17 protein-coding genes and 1 pseudogene are annotated in these 18,235 nt (G+C 42.1%); 5 read left to right on the plus strand and 13 right to left on the minus strand.

The window, feature by feature from the left end:
- The first annotated feature begins 28 nt into the window (after positions 1 to 28).
- Positions 29 to 2,308, plus strand: a complete 2,280-nt coding sequence (locus tag HMPREF0847_RS09690; RefSeq protein WP_008808252.1) for a Xaa-Pro dipeptidyl-peptidase — start codon at positions 29 to 31, stop codon at positions 2,306 to 2,308.
- Positions 2,309 to 2,343: 35 nt separating this feature from the next.
- Here HMPREF0847_RS09690 and HMPREF0847_RS09695 read toward each other — a convergent pair whose 3' ends face one another.
- Positions 2,344 to 2,751 (minus strand): glycosyl transferase, encoded by a 408-nt coding sequence (locus HMPREF0847_RS09695; protein WP_008808251.1) that lies wholly within the window; start codon positions 2,749 to 2,751, stop codon positions 2,344 to 2,346.
- 191 nt (positions 2,752 to 2,942) lie between these two features.
- Here HMPREF0847_RS09695 and HMPREF0847_RS09700 point away from each other — a divergent pair, with 191 nt between their 5' ends.
- Positions 2,943 to 3,242 carry a YbaB/EbfC family nucleoid-associated protein gene (locus tag HMPREF0847_RS09700; protein ID WP_008808250.1) on the plus strand — a complete coding sequence of 100 codons (300 nt, stop codon included), beginning with the start codon at positions 2,943 to 2,945 and terminating at the stop codon, positions 3,240 to 3,242.
- A gap of 41 nt (positions 3,243 to 3,283) precedes the next feature.
- Here HMPREF0847_RS09700 and HMPREF0847_RS09705 read toward each other — a convergent pair whose 3' ends face one another.
- Together HMPREF0847_RS09705 and HMPREF0847_RS09710 are read right to left on the minus strand one after the other, a co-directional pair.
- On the minus strand, positions 3,284 to 5,044 hold the full coding sequence (locus HMPREF0847_RS09705; protein WP_008808249.1) for a glycerophosphoryl diester phosphodiesterase membrane domain-containing protein: 1,761 nt from the start codon (positions 5,042 to 5,044) through the stop codon (positions 3,284 to 3,286).
- Positions 5,045 to 5,099: 55 nt separating this feature from the next.
- On the minus strand, positions 5,100 to 5,594 hold the full coding sequence (locus HMPREF0847_RS09710; RefSeq protein WP_008808248.1) for a DUF536 domain-containing protein: 495 nt from the start codon (positions 5,592 to 5,594) through the stop codon (positions 5,100 to 5,102).
- Positions 5,595 to 5,861: 267 nt separating this feature from the next.
- On the opposite strand from HMPREF0847_RS09710, the gene HMPREF0847_RS09715 reads away from it, so the two are divergent.
- A complete protein-coding gene (locus tag HMPREF0847_RS09715; RefSeq protein ID WP_008808247.1) occupies positions 5,862 to 7,037 on the plus strand; it encodes an NAD(P)/FAD-dependent oxidoreductase in 1,176 nt (391 codons plus the stop codon).
- Between the two features lie 55 nt (positions 7,038 to 7,092).
- On the opposite strand, the gene HMPREF0847_RS09720 is transcribed toward HMPREF0847_RS09715, so the two are convergent.
- The 8 genes from HMPREF0847_RS09720 to tsaB form a co-directional block, all read right to left on the minus strand.
- The gene (locus tag HMPREF0847_RS09720) at positions 7,093 to 7,833 is read right to left on the minus strand and encodes a MerR family transcriptional regulator (protein ID WP_008808246.1); all 741 of its coding nucleotides are present in this window, start codon (positions 7,831 to 7,833) and stop codon (positions 7,093 to 7,095) included.
- Between the two features lie 100 nt (positions 7,834 to 7,933).
- Positions 7,934 to 8,602, minus strand: a complete 669-nt coding sequence (locus tag HMPREF0847_RS09725; RefSeq protein ID WP_051312045.1) for a hypothetical protein — start codon at positions 8,600 to 8,602, stop codon at positions 7,934 to 7,936.
- Between the two features lie 309 nt (positions 8,603 to 8,911).
- The gene (locus tag HMPREF0847_RS09730) at positions 8,912 to 9,658 is read right to left on the minus strand and encodes a class I SAM-dependent methyltransferase (protein WP_008808244.1); all 747 of its coding nucleotides are present in this window, start codon (positions 9,656 to 9,658) and stop codon (positions 8,912 to 8,914) included.
- A 109-nt stretch (positions 9,659 to 9,767) separates the two neighbouring features.
- Positions 9,768 to 10,100 (minus strand): AzlD domain-containing protein, encoded by a 333-nt coding sequence (locus HMPREF0847_RS09735; protein ID WP_008808243.1) that lies wholly within the window; start codon positions 10,098 to 10,100, stop codon positions 9,768 to 9,770.
- Positions 10,090 to 10,785, minus strand: coding sequence for an AzlC family ABC transporter permease (locus tag HMPREF0847_RS09740; RefSeq protein WP_008808242.1), 696 nt, complete (start codon positions 10,783 to 10,785; stop codon positions 10,090 to 10,092). The genes HMPREF0847_RS09735 and HMPREF0847_RS09740 overlap by 11 nt, the downstream gene beginning before the upstream one ends.
- 9 nt (positions 10,786 to 10,794) lie before the next feature.
- A complete protein-coding gene (tsaD, locus tag HMPREF0847_RS09745; RefSeq protein ID WP_008808241.1) occupies positions 10,795 to 11,805 on the minus strand; it encodes a tRNA (adenosine(37)-N6)-threonylcarbamoyltransferase complex transferase subunit TsaD in 1,011 nt (336 codons plus the stop codon).
- The gene (gene rimI, locus HMPREF0847_RS09750) at positions 11,795 to 12,247 is read right to left on the minus strand and encodes a ribosomal protein S18-alanine N-acetyltransferase (protein WP_008808240.1); all 453 of its coding nucleotides are present in this window, start codon (positions 12,245 to 12,247) and stop codon (positions 11,795 to 11,797) included. The genes tsaD and rimI overlap by 11 nt, the downstream gene beginning before the upstream one ends.
- On the minus strand, positions 12,244 to 12,930 hold the full coding sequence (gene tsaB, locus HMPREF0847_RS09755) for a tRNA (adenosine(37)-N6)-threonylcarbamoyltransferase complex dimerization subunit type 1 TsaB (RefSeq protein ID WP_008808239.1): 687 nt from the start codon (positions 12,928 to 12,930) through the stop codon (positions 12,244 to 12,246). Before tsaB ends, rimI begins: the two co-directional genes overlap by 4 nt.
- Positions 12,931 to 13,206: 276 nt before the next feature.
- On the opposite strand from tsaB, the gene HMPREF0847_RS09760 reads away from it, so the two are divergent.
- Positions 13,207 to 13,437: a DNA-dependent RNA polymerase subunit epsilon gene (locus tag HMPREF0847_RS09760; protein WP_008808238.1), complete on the plus strand. Its 231-nt coding sequence runs from the start codon at positions 13,207 to 13,209 to the stop codon at positions 13,435 to 13,437.
- A gap of 3 nt (positions 13,438 to 13,440) precedes the next feature.
- Positions 13,441 to 15,123 carry a ribonuclease J1 gene (gene rnjA / locus HMPREF0847_RS09765; protein WP_008808237.1) on the plus strand — a complete coding sequence of 561 codons (1,683 nt, stop codon included), beginning with the start codon at positions 13,441 to 13,443 and terminating at the stop codon, positions 15,121 to 15,123.
- Here rnjA and HMPREF0847_RS11160 read toward each other — a convergent pair.
- Positions 15,101 to 16,601: pseudogene (locus HMPREF0847_RS11160) on the minus strand (IS1182 family transposase). The gene rnjA and the pseudogene HMPREF0847_RS11160 overlap by 23 nt on opposite strands.
- Positions 16,602 to 16,809: 208 nt before the next feature.
- Entirely contained in the window at positions 16,810 to 18,144 is a 1,335-nt protein-coding gene (locus tag HMPREF0847_RS09780; RefSeq protein ID WP_002896638.1) for an Nramp family divalent metal transporter, read from the minus strand.
- Between the last annotated feature and the right edge of the window lie 91 nt (positions 18,145 to 18,235).

An 18,235-nucleotide genomic window follows, 5' to 3' on the forward strand; every position in this document is an offset into this window, starting at 1 on the left:
TATATAAATACAAAAAAGGAGTAGATTCATGCGTTACAACCAGTATAGTTACACAAAAGCAAGTGAAGAAGTTATGCTGGATGAATTGGCTCGTTTAGGATTCACTATCCAAGCAACTAATTCTCCCAAGGAAAACCTTCAACACTTTCTGCAAAAAATTCTCTTTCGCTATCAGGACGTCAACTATGTCCTCTCTAGCTGGGTAGCCGACCGACAAACAGATCTGTTAACCTTCTTTCAATCAGACCAGCAACTGACTGAAGAGGTCTTCTATACCGTAGCCCTTCAGGTCTTAGGTTTTGTTCCCTTCGTGGACTTTGACGATGTAACAGCCTTCTGCAAGGAAATACATTTCCCAATCACTTATGGAAATATCCTCGAAAATCTTTATCATCTTCTCAATACTAAAACCAAGCTAGGGAATATTCTAATTGACCAGCTTGTCAGTGAGGGATTCATTCCAGAGAGCAATGACTACCACTTCTTCAACGGCAAAAGTCTAGCAACCTTCAGTAGCCATGAGGCCATTCGCGAGGTCGTTTATGTTGAATCTCGTGTGGACACAGATGGAGATGGCAAGCCGGATTTAGTCAAGGTTAGTATCATCCGCCCTTCTTATGAAGGGAAAATTCCAGCAGTCATGACTGCCAGTCCCTATCATCAAGGTACCAACGATAAAGCTAGCGATAAGGCTCTGCACAACATGAATGTAGACTTAGCCTGCAAGAACCCTAGAACAATTACTGTTCAAGAATCTAGCATTCAAACAGTAGAACCCCAAGGACAGGCAAGTTTGGTTGAAAAAGCTGAAGAAAAACTGGGCCATATCGGTAGTTACACCCTCAATGATTACCTCCTTCCTCGCGGATTTGCCAATCTCTATGTATCTGGTGTGGGAACTAAGGATTCAGAAGGGATGATGACAAGTGGAGATTATCAGCAAATTGAAGCCTACAAAAATGCCATCGACTGGCTCAACGGTCGCTGCCGCGCCTTCACAGATCATACACGCCAAAGAGAAATCAAGGCAACCTGGTCTAATGGAAAAGTTGCCACAACTGGAATTTCTTACCTAGGAACCATGTCAAATGGTTTAGCAACAACGGGGGTAGACGGGTTAGAAGTCATCATTGCCGAGGCTGGTATTTCTTCCTGGTACAACTACTACCGTGAAAACGGACTTGTCACTAGCCCTGGTGGCTATCCTGGGGAAGACTTTGAATCGCTAACTGAACTGACCTATTCACGCAATCTCCTAGCTGGCGAATACCTACGTCACAATCAAGCTTACCAAGCCTACCTTGACCAGCAAAGAAAAGATTTGGAACGAGAAACTGGTGACTACAATCAATTTTGGCACGACCGCAACTACTTGATTCATGCAGATAAAGTCAAGGCTGAAGTTGTCTTCACTCATGGCTCTCAAGACTGGAATGTCAAACCTCTCCACGTCTATAATATGTTCCATGCTCTGCCAGCTCACATCAAAAAGCACCTCTTCTTCCACAACGGTGCTCATGTTTATATCAACAACTGGCAGTCCATTGACTTTCGTGAAAGCATGAACGCTCTTTTATCAAAAAAATTACTAGGGCATTCATCCGACTTTGACTTGCCACCAGTCATCTGGCAGGACAACAGCCAGGCGCAAAACTGGATGAGCCTAGATGATTTTGGAAATCAAGAAGACTACTCTCATTTCGATCTTGGTAAAGGCTCTCAAGAAATCCAAAATCGTTATTCAGACGAAGACTACAATCGCTTTGCCAAGAGTTATCAAGTTTTCAAAAATGAGCTATTTGAAGGCAAAACCCAGCAGATCACCCTTGATTGGACTCTGGAACAAGATCTCTTTATCAACGGGCCTACAAAGCTCAATCTCCGCCTCAAATCTAGCACCAACAAAGGGCTCATCTCCGCCCAGCTTTTGGACTATGGCCCTGCCAAACGCCTGACCCCAATCCCAAGCCCCTTGGAACCACGAGTGATGGATAACGGTCGCTACTATATGCTGGACAATCTGATGGAACTTCCTTTTACGGACACTCCACACCGCGTCATCACAAAGGGCTTCCTCAACCTGCAAAATAGGACTGACCTCTTAACTGTTGAAGAAGTAGTCCCTAATCAATGGATGGAACTATCCTTTGAACTGCAACCAACAATCTACAAACTGAAAAAGGGCGACCAACTGCGTCTCGTCCTCTACACTACTGATTTTGAGCACACTGTCCGCGATAAGACAGACTATCAACTAAGTGTTGATATGGAGCATTCTAGCTTGAGTCTTCCTCACAAGAAATCTTGACAGATAAAAAGAAAATAAAAGCACAAAATGTGCTTTTATTTTTCTCGGATATAATTTTTTGCGTACTTATCGTAGTTTGGTTTTTCCTTACGATTCATTGCCAAAATCATGGTTCCTTCGAGGTAGTTATCCTCTGAAGTTGGCTGTAAGAGAACAGCAATGTTTTTGTCTGCATCAGGGAAAATAATTGAATATTTCTTTCCTTCCATTTCAATCACGATATATTGAACATTATTTTTAAATCCAACCTCTACCTGCTTATACTCTGCTTCTTGTCCATTCACACTGACCTTCTTGTCAGTAAAGGTTACAGTAGTATACTCATGGTTAGAATCCTGAACATTCCACTTTCCTTTAAGGTTTTGTTTGCTGTTGCATCCAGCTAAAATAAAGAGAGGGATCAAAAGACTAAGCAACAAAAGGCTCCATTTGTGTTTTTTCATTAAGAGATTTCTCCTATATCTAAATTTTTAAATATTCTATCATAATCTCAACTTTTTCGTCAACACTGCCTTGAAACGATTCTCTAAATTTTGAAGCAGATTCTTGCCACTTTTTTTAAAAATGATATAATTTGAAGAGTGTAGATTACCAAATGTTAATCCTCAAACAGGAAAGGAATTATAAAAATCTTATGATGAACATGCAATCAATGATGAAACAAGCGCAAAAGCTTCAAAAGCAAATGGAACAGAGCCAAGCAGAATTGGCAGCTACTGAGTTTGTAGGCAAATCTGCTCAAGACTTGGTGACAGCAACTTTGACTGGTGATAAGAAAGTTGTAAAAATCGACTTCCAAGCTGCTGTTGTTGATCCAGAAGATCTTGAAACCTTGTCTGATATGACTGTCCAAGCGCTTAACCATGCACTGGAGCAAATCGACGAAGCAACCAAAAAGAAAATGGGTGCCTTTGCAGGTAAACTGCCGTTTTAATCACAAAACCCTCACTCTGATTAGAGAGTGAGGGTTTTCTCTTAGCTTCCTGGAAAGTTTAAAAGGTCAGCTGCTTTATTTTCTAATAAGGTCGAATATTTAGGATTATCTCTCAGCTCTTTGATTGAGCTTTGAATGTATTCAACATCGTCTGTGATAATCCCATCCACCCCTAGTCTAAAGGACTTGGACACGGCATCTTCTGTATTAATGGTCCAAGTATAGAGTAGTTTATCTGAACTCCATAGCTTATTGACAAAGTTTTCATCTAGGGTCGAATATTCCATGGTATAGCCAGATGCCTTGGTTCGAGGGAAAATGGTATTATAAGGTAAAATGAAGAAGGCTGGTATATCCTTATCATAATCCAGCACCTTATCAATCACTTGATAATCTAATGACTGCATTTGATGCCCATATATTTTGATATTAGCTGCATATTTCTTCAAGAAACGCTCCATCATATCTGAAGAATCAAATTTACTAGTTTTAATTTCAATCAAAAGGCGCTGTCCCAATTGATTGGCTCTTTTCAAATAAGCATCAAAACTTGAAATCTTAGTTCGATGGCCATTTTCCGAAATATCTAGAGCTGTTAACTCTGCTAGCGTCAATTCCTGAGGATGTTTATCTACCCCTGCTAGGTCTTTTAAGGTGGCATCATGCATCATGACGAACTGGCCGTCTTTGGTCTCCTGGACATCCATTTCGATATAGTCTGGCTTGAGTAAGGCTGTTTTTTCTAAAGACTCAATTGTATTTTGTACCCCATTTCCATTTGAAACTCCCCGGTGAGAGATGGTCAGAGGAATGGTTTCCAAAGGAAATTGCAGATAAACATAGCCTTCTAATCCAAAAATTAAGCACGACGCTAGAAGTATCAAAGCCCGTAACCAAGGATTCCCCTTTTTTCTAGGATAGTCTGCCAGCGACTTATCAGTCAAGAAAGATAGAAACTTGATTAAAAAGTAGCTCAGCATGAAATAATAAGCCAGCTTCATGACTACAAAATTGAAGACTCCGACACCAAGACTAATTGCATTAGACTGGGTATCCGCATATTTTTGAAGAAAGACAATACCAATGACAAAGAAGGCGTAGATAAACAAACTTTTGAAAACAATCCAAGATAAGTGCCATGAATAGAAAACGAGCCGTTTTCTGGTCTTATCCAGGCTAAATCGGATGGCTTCTCTAACAGAGGTTCTTTCTAGAAAGATTTTGGGGATGGCAAACATAAAGCGCACCGCCATCAAAAACAGAATTATTGCTAGAATCCCTATCGCCCAGCCCAAGTAGTATTGATTGCTCAGATATTCCTGTATAAACTCTGGAATTAAAATCTTATTGAGGTAGTATATTTTTAAAATCTGTCGGAAAAATGGAAAAAGAATCCCCATATAACACACAATAAAGAGAACCTTTCCTGGTCTAGCTCTCAGTAGCATGATCCAACTGTCTCTCAAAGTCGCTTTAATAAAGCCCCAATGGGAACGTTCTTCCTTATCTAACAAGTTGCGTACGCCCATGAAGATAATGCCTGTTTGGAAATAAGCGACTAATAAATTGACCAAAAATAGGCCTAGAAACTGGGCAGTCACAAGCCAATTTGCTGTGAAAATACTTACGGCGTTGTTATAAGATAAGAATTCGTAGCCTGTCTGCTTGAGCAATGATTCAGCCGCCCAAGACGTAAAAGGAATCCAGGCAAATTCCATGGCCATAAAAACCATGAAAAAGAGTAGCAAAATCTTATCTAAATTTCGGTAGAGCCGTTTGAAGCCTAACTTTTGCGGTTTCATCTTCATTCCTTCTTTTTTAAAACAATAAATCTCAGTTTTTCAACTGAGATTTTTCTTACTTCCCAAATAAACGCGCCCAGAATCCTTTGTTTTCCTGCTGTTGGACCTGCTCTTTTGCTTCGTCCAACTCTAACAGTAACGTTTCGCGCTCACTCATAGCCTTGGCTGTCAGCTGTTGCTGCTGATCTAGCTGCTTGTCCTTCTCCGCAATCTGAACGTCCTTAATCCGAAGTTGTTCGTCTTTGCGTTTTAATTGCTCATCTTTTGACTTGAGTTGATCGTATAGACGGAGAATCTCTGCATTTTTCTCGTCTACCAAAATTTCCATCAGTTCGCGCTGTTTGACGTCTTCGCTGACTGGTTCATCCTCAAAAATGGTCTTCTTGTATATCTCTTCCAGTTTAATTAATCCACTGCGAGTAACAACCGTTACTCCTTTTTCATTTTTTGTTGTATCTTCTTCTGGGAGAGCTTTGACACGATTGTTAATCGCTTGGCGACTAACTCCGAGAATCTCAGCTAACTCGCTGACTGTCTTTTCAATTGCCATAATTTCCTCAAATACTTTTTCTAGATATAGATACCTAAATCTTATCATATCAAGGCTTCCCTGTCAAATTTCCCAATGTTTTCTAAGCTTAACTCCTATCCATTTTTCGCACTTTTATGATACAATGAGACAGATTAGATTACTTTGAAAATGAATGAATACGCCAAGCTTAAAACGATCATTTAACTGCTCATTAATGGACAATATTTCCTAAGAAACATTCACAATTAAACCTTCGCCAAATTTATATCAGAAAGGACGATAAGAATGAACCATTTTGACACAATCATCATCGGCGGAGGACCGGCCGGCATGATGGCTGCCATTTCCAGCTCTTTCTATGGACAGAAGACCTTGCTCCTCGAGAAAAATAAACGCCTGGGTAAGAAACTAGCTGGTACAGGTGGCGGACGCTGCAATGTGACCAATAATGGAGATTTGGATGACCTCCTGGCTGGTATTCCAGGCAACGGACGCTTTCTTTACAGCGTCTTTTCCCAGTTTGACAACCATGATATCATCAACTTTTTCACTGAGAATGGTGTCAAACTCAAGGTTGAAGACCACGGCCGTGTTTTCCCAGCAACAGACAAGTCCCGAACCATTATCGAAGCTTTGGAAAAGAAAATTGCAGAGCTGGGTGGCACTGTCATCACCAACACCGAAATCGTCTCTGTCAAAAAAACTGATGATCTTTTCACTGTCAGATCCAGCGACCAGACTTGGACCTGCCAGAAATTGATTGTGACGACTGGCGGCAAATCCTACCCTTCAACAGGCTCGACAGGCTTCGGCCACGATATTGCCCGACACTTCAAGCACACAGTAACTGACCTAGAGGCTGCTGAAAGTCCCCTTCTGACTGACTTCCCCCACAAAGCGCTTCAGGGGATTTCGCTGGACGATGTGACCCTAAGCTATGGTAAGCATGTCATTACTCACGACTTGCTCTTTACCCACTTTGGCCTATCAGGTCCAGCAGCCCTGCGCTTGTCTAGCTTTGTCAAGGGTGGCGAAACCATCTATCTCGATGTCCTGCCACAGATGAGTCAGCAGGATTTGACAGACTTTTTAGAAGAAAATCGGGAAAAATCTCTGAAGAACTGCCTGAAAGTCCTCCTACCCGAGCGAATGGCAGACTTTTTTGCCCAGCCCTTTCCTGAGAAAGTCAAACAACTCAATCTCAGTGAAAAAGAATCCCTCATCAAGCAAATCAAAGAACTGCCCATCCCTGTCACTGGCAAAATGTCCCTGGCCAAGTCCTTTGTAACCAAGGGCGGTGTCAGTCTCAAAGAAATCAATCCTAAAACCCTAGAAAGCAAACTCGTTCCCGGCCTCCACTTCGCTGGAGAGGTCTTAGACATCAATGCCCACACGGGCGGCTTCAACATTACCTCTGCCCTCTGCACCGGCTGGGTGGCAGGAAGCTTGCATTATGAGTGATAGGTAAAATAGTAGAATCATAAAAAAACTGGTCGAGGAAAATCCTCGCCAGTTTTTATTCTGCACCTGCCCGAACATAAACAGCAATCACATCTGACGTATACTGAGCTGTGCCAACTCCAAATTTGTCGATGTTTTCCTTAAACTCTGGGTTATAGACATAGCCTTTACCGATATGACCAAAGACTTGTAGCGAGCAGTCAAAGCCATAAGTACGAATGGCTTGTAAAAGACGCCCTGCCTGCTCTTGATTTTCTGCCGCTTCAACTGGCAAGCCTTGTCGCATATTCTCTGCCAGACTTTGAAAAACTTGATTGAAGGCTTCGGTGGATTCTTCTTCCCGTCCATTTTGACGAGTCAATGCTTCTGCCATAACTTCTTGACCGTATTCTTCGACAGCTTCTTGATGATATTTGTGATTGTCTTCGTAGGTAAAGCCTGCGAATTTTTCTTTCATTGTCATTTTTCTTTCTCCTTTTTGAGCTTGAATTGTTTTTTGCAAGGTCGAAATCAAAGTATCCAAGCGGTCTCTTTCTTGCTCAAGACAATCCAACTGCCTTACCAGATGTGGCAATAGGGCCTGATCATCCTGACTCAAGAGCTCTGCTATTTTCTCCAAAGAAAAGCCCAGATACTTGTAGTAAAGAATAACTTGCAACCTCTCTAAATCGGCTTGACTGTATGTCCGATAGCCATTTTCTGATTTAGCAGGCACCAAAAGTCCGATTTTGTCGTAGTGATGTAGAGTTTTGACTGAAACACCTGAAAGCTGTGCAGCTTCTTTAACATGATACATGAAAGACCTCCTTGCTACTATAGTATAATCCCTAACCTTAGGGTAGGGTCAAGTGTTGTTAAAAAAACTCCCCACTTAGATTACAAGGGAGTTTCATAGCTTAGTTTTTAGTTAAAGAAAATTCAAAAGCATAATAATTTGAATAATCAAGAGGTTGATCAGCAGGACCAGTAAACATGACAGGTGTGAATTTACCATTTTCTAAAGTAAAGCCTGGCTCAGCTTTCCCTATACCACCAAGACCTGTTATACCAGGAGTCAAGGCACTATATTCTCCTGAAACTAACTCCCATCGATAGAGGTTTTGACTGATTTTAATTGCTCTTGCAACAGCCTTTACATCGCTCTTTTGACCATAACTGCTAAAGTTAGCCTGAGCCCAAACAGATCCATCTGCGCCAACAGTCATTGTAATCTCCTCAGCTTGAGGACTTCTTCCTTTCCAGACACCAACTAATTCTGATGGAACAAGGGAGTCAGCTGTTGGAGCTTCCTTAGTGCTAGAACCGGATGAACTAGTTTGGCTTGATTTTGAAGCATCCTCACTAGAAGAAACTGAAGTTTGGCTGGATGAAGTCGATGACTCCTTGAAACTGCTCTTACTAGACTCACTCGATTTACTCTGACTAGACTTACTCGATTTACTGACCTTATCGCTGGATGAACTCTTTGTTACGCTATCTTTTGGCGAACTGCAGGCTACTAAAATAAATGACAAAGCTAGAAATAAAGATGCATAAAGGAGTTTTGACAATGATTTCACCATCATGGTTACCTCTTTTCTACTTTTCTACACTCTGAAATTATTATAGTTCTTTTTATTCAAAAAAATCAAGTTATTTTTGGAATTGGCTTAAAATCTTTACTTATATAAAACCTTTTGTAAAAATGGCCAAACTAGGTAAAATCTATAAACACTTTATCAACAGCGAATGAGTTCAAGTGTCCTATTCCATAGGCTATGTAAAAGCAAGGGAAGATAAAGTGATTGAACCTACTTAAAAAGGAGAAAACAAAATCATCACTAAAGTATTTTGTCAAATCTTCCCTAAATCAATAAAACAAGAGGATTGATTTCCTATTTGTGAGAAACCATAGCAATAAAGCCCAGTTTTTCTTGATTCTTTTGGAACATCTTAAACATCTTCATAAATTGGCCGTAGTTTTCTTTCTTGAGGGCATTGAAGCAAATTTTCAGAGTGCCGCCTAGTCCTTCGTCATATATCATCCCTCGAAGGCTCATCAAGGTCATTTCGCCGACAAAGGTGTCTACACGGTCAAAAGCATGAGAACGTGCCAGCTGAATCCAAGAGCCTTCTGTCAATGGGCCAACATTGACGTTAATCGCACGTGACAGCTCTTCCCGGACATTCTCATCTCTTTGCTTAAGCATGACATCATGAGTCAGAAGCACACCGCCGGGCTTCAGCACCCGGTAGTACTCTTCCATACATTTAGCTTTCCCCTTCTCTGTCTGCATGGTCAGCATGGCTTCATTGATAACGATATCAAACGAATTGTCATCATAAGGTAGCTTCATAGCGTTGGCTTGTTTAAATGTGACGAGTTCACCAACGCCAGCCTTGTCTCCATTAAGTCGCGCCTGAGCCAGCGCAGCCTTATCTAAATCAACTGCAGTAATTTGGCAACCATATTTTTTTGCTAATTCAATCGTTGTAGTTCCCATATTGCAGGCTACCTCTAGAACCTTTTTATCACTGGAAAATTTCCCTTGCTCTATCAACCAGTCGGTTGCAAGCTTACCTCCAGGACGAAGACGTTTCTTTCCTAATTTTGCTAAAAATTTATGACCTGCTTCTGCCATGGTCCACCTCCTTAGTCTAACAAGACTATTATACCACGATTATGAAATATTCTGACATTTCTAATAATAAAAAAATCTCTCTACCTGAGATAGAAAGATTTATAAATTACTAGATCACTTGAATCACTAAACGTAACAAGGCCACTAAAATTACGCCACAAACCACTGTCAAAATTAAGTTTTTATACTTAAATGCTATGTAAGTTGTTGGAAAAATCGCTAGCAAATCCAGCCATTTAAAACTTGGCAGCTGACCTGTTTTAGCATTGGTGACACTGGACAGGATAAGGGCAAAGATAATGGAAACTGGCAGATATTTGAGGAAACGCTCTGCCATAGGCGGAAGCCCCTTGTACTTGACTAGGATAAAGGGCAGAACACGCGGAATCCAAGTGACCAGGGCTGACAAAAGAATGGCCAGCAAAATATACTTACTTATCATCCAAAATCACCCCCACCGTACAGCCTAGCAAGGTTGCAAAAAGCACCGCCAGCGAATTTTGAAGCAGCATGGTCAGGAGCAAGTAGGCAAGGCCCACCACGCTCAAAACCAAAAAGAGCTTCTTTATCTTGACCCGTCGCAACATGATTGTAAACTGAGAAGAGAAGATACCAATAAACATGGCGACTAGGGCAAAGTCTAGGCCAAAGCTCTCAGGATTGGGCAGAAGGGCGCCGAGGGCAGTTCCTAAAATTGTACCCAAAATCCAAGCAGTATAGCCCATAAAATTATTGCCCATCATCCAACTCGCAGCGATTTCCTCTGTATGTGCCCGCTCCCCCATCAAGACTCCATAAGATTCATCCGTCAAAAAAGAGCCGATGACAATATTCTGAGTCAAGCTAGACTTACGAAAAAGAGTTGATGCATGTAAACCGAGCAGAAGATTCCGGATATTAATAAGAAAAACGGTCAGTGCGATGGCCAAGACTGGCGCCTGCTGGGCGAATAAACCAATCATGGCAAACTGGGCGCTGCCGGCATAAACCAGAATACTCATCACCCCCATCTCCAAGGGATTCATATGAGGTGCCGCCATGATGCCGCAAGCTAGACCAATTCCAATATAGCCCAGAGCCGTTGGCACTGCCGCCTGTGCCCCCTGTTTAAATGTCTGTCCGCGCATTCTTCTCCTTTACTCCATCGTTTCAAAAGCCAGACTCGGCTTAGCATTCAGGTCCAAACTGGCAAAATTCTTCTTATTCCACTCGCTGACACTAGCATAAGCAATCATACCAGCATTGTCACCGCAAAGGCGCAGAGGCGGAATAATCACCTCAACATCCTGAATCTCAGCTGCCAAGCGCTCTCTCAGACCTTGATTGGCCGCAACACCGCCCGCCACGACCAGAGTCTTGACTGGATATTTTTCCAATGCTTTCTTAGTCTTAGCCATGAGAATATCCATGACCGCCGCCTGAAAGCTTGCTGACAAATCTTGATTAGACAAAGCTTCTCCCTTTTGCTGGGCATTGTGGTGCAGGTTGATAAAGGCTGACTTGAGACCAGAAAAAGAAAATTCCAGATTATCTTCCTTGATCATGGCCCGCGGAAAATCATAAATGTCCTGTCCTTGATGAGCCAGCTGATCAATCTCCCGGCCTGCTGGATAGGTCAGGCCCATGACTCGACCGACCTTATCATAGGCTTCACCGACCGCATCATCGCGAGTTTCCCCCACAATCTTATAGTCACCAGCCTGACTGACATAGACCAGCTCAGTATGACCGCCGCTGACCAAGAGAGCCAGCAAGGGAAACTCCAAGGGCTCCACGCTCTGGGCTGCCATCAGGTGGCCGGCCATATGATTGACTGGAATCAGTGGGATATCATGAGCCCAGGCAAAGGACTTGGCCGCTGCCAAGCCGACCAGAAGCGCCCCGACCAGACCAGGACCGTAGGTAACGGCCACCGCTGTAACTTGCTCCTCGCTAATCCCTGCTTCTGCCAAGGCCTCCTCAATGCAAACCGTAATGACCTCCACATGGTGACGGCTGGCCACTTCCGGTACCACTCCGCCAAAACGCTTGTGACTCTCAATCTGGCTGGCAATGACATTACTCAAAAGCTCAGTCTCATTCTTCAGAACCGCCACACTGGTCTCATCACAAGACGTCTCAAAAGCTAAAATATATCTATCTTTCATGGATCTCTCTTTTCATGACAATCGCATCTTCCACCGGCGCATGGTAGTAGGCCTTCCGCCGCGCGATTGCTTCAAATTTTTCTTTTTTGTAAAATAGCAGAGCTGGCTTGTTGGACTCCCTCACTTCAAGGAAAATTTCTTTGTCAGCTGGCAAAAAGTCAAACAAGGCTGTCGCGATTTTCTGCCCCTGATAGCTAGGCAATACAGCAATCTGCAGGACTTCTGCTTCAAAGTCTGTCTCCTGCCAGACTAAAAAGCCGACCAGTAGCCCCTCATCTTCTGCTAGCGCACAACTGTTCACATCCGAACGCAGAACCTCCGCTACTTGATCCGCTGTCCAAGGGCTGACTTCATAGACAGCAAGTAAGAGCTGTTCCAGCTTTTCTGCAAGAGCAGCCACGTCATCATCTGAGCTGTCGCTCCATTTTCTCATCTTAATCATAAGCGCTGAATGTAAGAATCGCTGGATTCCTGATGGGTCTTGAGCCAATTTTCCTCAGCTTCTACTCGCTTGAGGTAGTTAGGAACAAAATCATGAATGGACTGTGCTGGCAGGTCTAAACCGATACGACCAATAGTTGATGCATCTGGCAAAGTTGACTGAATGGCAGCCTGAGGAAGAGCATCTTTGATCTGCTCCACAAAAGCTGTCGTTTCTCCGACAAAGGTGACTGATTGGTTAGCAGCGCCAGCTATTTCCAAAACCTCTGCCAAAGGTAGATGAGCTTCCGACCGTACAGCCTGACCAGACTGGTAAAAGCCAGCGTAGACATTATTGCGGCGGGCATCCATGACAGGAATGACCAAGCCTTCCACCTGCTCTGGGACTAAAGCTAGCAAACTAGATACACCAACCAGCTCAATCTTGAGGGTATGCGCCAAAGTCTTGGCTGTCGCCACCGCAATTCTCAGACCCGTGTAGCTACCCGGTCCCTGAGCCACTACAATACGATCCAAATCCTTCGGTTTCATGTCCAGACTATTCATGAGAAAATCAATAGCCAGCATAAGGATAATGCTATGATTTTTCTTGATATTGAGCGTTGTCTGAGCCAATAGGTGCTCATCTTCTAAAATAGCTAGGGACAGTGCTTGATTAGAAGTATCAAAAGCTAATAATTTCATTCTTATCTTTTCCTTACTCGATTGTCTGCCTTATATTATACTACGAAGAGAGGGATTTTCCAACTTCTTTCCCCTTTAGGTAGAAGGGAAAAATGAAAACGGCTTCCTCTTCTTTTTGGATTTCTAAGTTTTACTAATACCGTATTTTATGATATAATTGTTATAATTGTAACGAACCAAGATTAATCTATTACCCAGAAAACTAAATACAAAAAAACAGCTGATAACTTGGCTGCATGTTTGTTGTAGATTAATCGTGAAATGAAAGGAAATAGAATGATTTACAAAGTTTTTTATCAAGAAACAAAAGACCGTAGCCCACGTCGTGAAAGCACTCGCTCTCTTTACTTGGAAGTTGAAGCAGATAACGAACTCGAGGGACGTATTAAAGCCCGTAAATTGGTTGAAGAAAATACTGATTACAACATTGAATTTATCGAACTCTTGTCTGACAAACACTTAGAATACGAAAAAGAGTCAGGCACTTTTCAAGTAACGGAGTTTTAAACCATGTCCTATACTTTAAAACCAAAAGAAGTTGGCGTTTTTGCTATTGGTGGTCTAGGAGAAATTGGTAAAAACACCTACGGAATCGAATATCAAGACGAGATTATTATCGTTGATGCAGGTATCAAATTTCCAGAAGACGATCTTCTAGGGATTGACTATGTTATCCCTGATTACTCCTATATTGTAGAGAATATCGACCGTGTCAAAGGGGTCCTCATTACTCACGGTCACGAAGACCACATCGGTGGTATCCCATTTTTGCTTAAACAGGCTAATGTGCCTATTTATGCTGGACCGTTGGCACTAGCCCTTATTCGTGGCAAATTGGAAGAGCACGGACTTTTACGTGATGCCAAACTCTACGAGATTAACCAAAACACTGAACTGAAATTTAAAAACCTTAAAGCAACCTTCTTCCGTACGACCCACTCTATTCCAGAGCCTTTGGGAATTGTCATTCATACACCACAGGGTAAGATTGTCTGTACCGGTGACTTTAAGTTTGACTTTACTCCAGTCGGTGAACCAGCTGACCTGCACCGTATGGCAGCTCTAGGCGAGGAAGGCGTTCTCTGCCTACTATCTGACTCGACCAATGCTGAAGTTCCTACTTTTACTAATTCTGAAAAAGTGGTCGGCCAATCAATCATGAAGATTATCGAGGGTATTCACGGACGCATCATCTTTGCCTCCTTTGCCTCAAACATCTTCCGTCTTCAACAAGCTGCAGAAGCTGCGGTAAAGGCTGGACGCAAGATTGCGGTCTTCGGTCGATCTATGGAAAAAGCGATTGTTAACGGGATTGAATTAGGCTATATCAAGGTTCCTAAAGATACCTTCATTGAGCCAAATGCTATCAAAGACTACCCTGCTAGTGAAGTCCTGATTATGTGTACCGGAAGTCAGGGTGAGCCTATGGCAGCCTTGTCACGTATTGCTAACGGCACCCACCGTCAAGTTCAGCTACAGCCTGGAGATACAGTCATCTTCTCATCTAGCCCTATCCCTGGTAATACGACCAGCGTTAACAAGCTGATCAATATTATTTCCGAGGCTGGTGTAGAAGTGATTCATGGTAAGATTAACAATATCCATACCTCTGGACACGGTGGTCAACAAGAGCAGAAACTCATGCTCCGCTTGATCAAGCCAAAATATTTCATGCCAGTCCATGGTGAATACCGTATGCAGAAAGTCCATGCAGGTCTAGCCGTTGATACTGGAGTTCCAAAGGATAATATCTTTATCATGAGCAATGGCGATGTGCTGGCTCTGACAGCTGATTCTGCCCGCATAGCTGGTAGTTTCAACGCCCAAGATATCTATGTCGATGGAAACCGCATTGGTGAAATCGGTGCTGCAGTCCTGCGTGACCGTAAAGACCTATCTGAAGACGGTGTGGTACTTGCTGTCGCAACAGTTGATTTTGAATCGCAAATGATTTTAGCTGGCCCAGATATTCTTAGCCGTGGCTTTATCTACATGCGTGAGTCTGGTGATTTGATTCGCCAAAGTCAGCGTCTTCTTTTCAATGCTATCCGCATTGCCCTCAAAAATAAAGATGCCAATATCCAGTCTGTCAACGGTGCTATCGTCAACGCCCTTCGTCCTTTCCTTTATGAAAATACTGAGCGCGAACCAATTATTATTCCGATGGTGCTTACACCAGACGAAGACAACTAAAAAATAGCTTTGCCACTTGGGCAAAGCTCAGATTGAAGACAAACATCGTTTGAGTGTTTGTCTTTTTATATCTTCAGCGCTACTATTCTCAAAATAGGCTGGAATCTTTATCAAAATAGTTTTCAGCGAAAAATAAAAAGGCTTCCCCGCCATCATTTTTACCAATTTTTTGATATTCAGGCATGCCAAAGTAAGTCCAACTTTTGCCTTCATTTTGGACTTACCTACTTCTCTCGTATAACGTAGATTGTGGTATTCTTTGGCCGTGCCAAAAAGCCGCTCCACCGTTTCTTTACGTTTCTGGTAAAGTTCCTTGCTTCCCTTTTGATGCCGAATCTCCTCACAAATCTCTAAATACTCCCTCCAAATATGGCGAGTAACGACTTTCTGTTTCTTTTTACTTTCTGTGCAACTGGATAACAGAGGACAAATTGCGCAAATCTTAGGATCACTTTTATACTCACGATAGCCATCGCGATTTGTTGTAGAGTAAGCTAACACTTGATTTTCAGGGCAAAGATAACAGTCATAGTAGTCATCATAGATAAAGTCCTTAGGGCGAAGCTTCCCTTTCTTTCCACGAGGGCGAGTATAAGGGAATACAGGTGTAATATTTTGGTCAAGGAGGAATTTTGCAATACTTGGAGTCTTGTAGCCAGAGTCGGCGATAAGGTAGTCAGATTGGAGCCTTTCCAACTGTTCAAAAAGTGCAAGAAAAGCCTGACTGTCATGCACATTGCCAGCATCGATACTATAAGCTAGTGCCCATCCATGCTTATCGCATCCTACTTGGGCATTGTAGGCGAACACTTCCTTATGCTCCCCTTGTGAAACCAACCACTTTCAGGGTCTGTAGTAGAATTCTTCTTCGGTTCAGCCTCGCTTTCTTTTGCGGGCCCGAGAGACTTTTTTCAGTACTTTTTCCGATCTAAGCCAATCTCAACTTCCAGTTGCTCACTCATAAACCTAGCTTGCTTGTCTAGAACTTGATGAGTATATTTATGGTTATTGGCTGTGGCCTTGATATGAGTCCCATCAATAAAAATCTCAGTCGGGTCAATCAAACCTTGCCCCCATACAATGGATAGGACATAATGAAAAAATTCCTCGATTACTTCCTTATCTTGAAAACGACGATTGTAATTTTTGCCATAAGTGGTAAAATGAGAAACCTTATCGTTTAAACTCAAACCCAAAAACCAGCGATAGGAGGGATTGACCTCAATGTCCCTGATAGTTTGGCGCATGGAACGTATACCGTAGAAACATTGGATGAGAGGGATTTTAACTAGCATAACAGGGTCTAAACTAGGACGACCTTTATCTTCAGAATAAGTATCTGCGACTAAGTCATAGATGAAGGAAAAATCGATCACTTGCTCAACCTGACGAAGAAAATGGGCTTGCGGAACGAGTTCATCTAGCGTGTAAAAACCAACTTGATTGCGGTTGTAGTCTAGATTTTCTTTGTGAAACATAGGGAACACCTCACAACTTTTCTTACCTCTATTATACGACTTTACACAAAGAAAAGCCCTTAGAAATTTGTAGTTCTAAGGATTTTGCCTTCAATCTGAAAGAACAATTTCAACTGTTCTTTTTTTGTACTTATTTTTATGAACCAACCACTACTCTTTCTCTTTATTAAACTTCACGCCGCTTCCGATACTTGACTTCAAAACCACTCTAAAAAATATCGAAAAGAAGTTTGATATTGAGAATGGTTAAGATAATGGAAACTGCGTAACCTAGGATTGTGTTCCACTTGGCATTAGTAAATTCTCCCATCAGTGACTTCTTAGAGGTTAGATAAATCAAGGGGAAAATTGAAAACGGAAGAGCGATTGAAAGAAAGACCTGTGAATAGACCAATAACTGATCCAAGGTTTTTTCTTGATGCCCAAACAAAACGGCGACTATAATCACAGGTAGCAAGGCAAAAATACGTGTACCGATACGGATAAGCCACTGAGGCAATCTTAGATGTAAGAAACCTTCCATGACAATCTGTCCTGTCAAGGTACCTGTAATGGTCGAATTCTGGCCACTTGCTAAGAGGGCTAAAGCAAACAAAGTTGACAGAATTGAGCTAGCTATCGCTCCTGCTATCGTCGAATCCTGTAAAGCATTGTACATTTGGGAGAAAGCTGAAATTTCAGATGCATGACCAAAAAAGAGGGAGGCACCTAAAATGAGAAGCAAGGAATTTACAATAAAGGCTAGAGACAACTGAAGATTTGAATCCCAGGTCATAAAGCGCACTGCTTTTCGAACATCCTTCTTATCTTTGTGATTTATTTTCCTTGTCTGGGATAGAGAGGAATGAAGATAGAGATTATGGGGCATGACTGTCGCACCTACAATCCCTAGAGCCAAGGTCAATTGACTTTCATGACCTGGTAACGGTGTTTCAAATAAAGTTGAAGTTGGTAAATAACCACCAATAATCCCTTGGATACTTGGATTGGATAAGGCCACAAGATAGGTAAAGATGGCTAATATGGTTAAAATAAGGGTCGTAACAATAGCTTCAATTTTTTTGAAACCAAATTTCATCAATAAAAGTAATAAAAATACATCTAAAACGGTTAGAAGGATAGCAATCATAATCGGTATTTTAAACAAAAGATTTAAGGCAATCGCTGAACCTAGAACCTCAGCCAAGTCTGTCGCCATTAAAGCCAATTCTAAAATCACCCACAAACTATAGCGAAGCCACTTGGGAGCATGATGAGCTGTTGCCTGCGCTAGGTCCATCCTAGTCACGATACCGAGCTTTCCAGCCATCTGTTGTAACTGCATAGCAATGATGGATGAAATCAAAATAACAAATAAAAGACTGTACTTGTAGGAGGCACCACCAACCACGCTGGTGATCCAGTTTCCTGGATCCATGTAGCCAACTGCCACAAGTGCACCAGGTCCTAAGAATGCTTTTAGATTTTGCCAAAAATGATTGTTATTTGGAGTCTCAATAGATTGATTGATCTCAGAAAGAGAGACTTTTTCATAAGAGGACATAGGGATTTCCCACTTTCTAATCTGTCTTTACATATTTCTTAATATAATATTTTTTGAAAGAATGATGAAAATAGTTTACCTATTTCCAATT

Source organism: Streptococcus sp. 2_1_36FAA (assembly GCF_000161955.2).
In the GTDB taxonomy this organism is placed as follows: domain Bacteria; phylum Bacillota; class Bacilli; order Lactobacillales; family Streptococcaceae; genus Streptococcus; species Streptococcus gordonii.

Coding starts and splice junctions, on each gene's coding strand:
- HMPREF0847_RS09700 (WP_008808250.1), top strand. CDS start 2,943: ATGATGAACATGCAATCAATGATGAAACAAGCGCAAAAGCTTCAAAAG.
- HMPREF0847_RS09695 (WP_008808251.1), bottom strand. CDS start 2,751: ATGAAAAAACACAAATGGAGCCTTTTGTTGCTTAGTCTTTTGATCCCT.
- HMPREF0847_RS09780 (WP_002896638.1), bottom strand. CDS start 18,144: ATGTCCTCTTATGAAAAAGTCTCTCTTTCTGAGATCAATCAATCTATT.
- HMPREF0847_RS09710 (WP_008808248.1), bottom strand. CDS start 5,594: ATGGCAATTGAAAAGACAGTCAGCGAGTTAGCTGAGATTCTCGGAGTT.
- HMPREF0847_RS09705 (WP_008808249.1), bottom strand. CDS start 5,044: ATGAAACCGCAAAAGTTAGGCTTCAAACGGCTCTACCGAAATTTAGAT.
- rimI (WP_008808240.1), bottom strand. CDS start 12,247: ATGATTAAGATGAGAAAATGGAGCGACAGCTCAGATGATGACGTGGCT.
- HMPREF0847_RS09715 (WP_008808247.1), top strand. CDS start 5,862: ATGAACCATTTTGACACAATCATCATCGGCGGAGGACCGGCCGGCATG.
- HMPREF0847_RS09730 (WP_008808244.1), bottom strand. CDS start 9,658: ATGGCAGAAGCAGGTCATAAATTTTTAGCAAAATTAGGAAAGAAACGT.
- HMPREF0847_RS09690 (WP_008808252.1), top strand. CDS start 29: ATGCGTTACAACCAGTATAGTTACACAAAAGCAAGTGAAGAAGTTATG.
- HMPREF0847_RS09740 (WP_008808242.1), bottom strand. CDS start 10,785: ATGCGCGGACAGACATTTAAACAGGGGGCACAGGCGGCAGTGCCAACG.
- rnjA (WP_008808237.1), top strand. CDS start 13,441: ATGTCCTATACTTTAAAACCAAAAGAAGTTGGCGTTTTTGCTATTGGT.
- HMPREF0847_RS09720 (WP_008808246.1), bottom strand. CDS start 7,833: ATGTATCATGTTAAAGAAGCTGCACAGCTTTCAGGTGTTTCAGTCAAA.
- HMPREF0847_RS09760 (WP_008808238.1), top strand. CDS start 13,207: ATGATTTACAAAGTTTTTTATCAAGAAACAAAAGACCGTAGCCCACGT.
- HMPREF0847_RS09725 (WP_051312045.1), bottom strand. CDS start 8,602: ATGATGGTGAAATCATTGTCAAAACTCCTTTATGCATCTTTATTTCTA.
- HMPREF0847_RS09735 (WP_008808243.1), bottom strand. CDS start 10,100: ATGATAAGTAAGTATATTTTGCTGGCCATTCTTTTGTCAGCCCTGGTC.
- tsaD (WP_008808241.1), bottom strand. CDS start 11,805: ATGAAAGATAGATATATTTTAGCTTTTGAGACGTCTTGTGATGAGACC.
- tsaB (WP_008808239.1), bottom strand. CDS start 12,930: ATGAAATTATTAGCTTTTGATACTTCTAATCAAGCACTGTCCCTAGCT.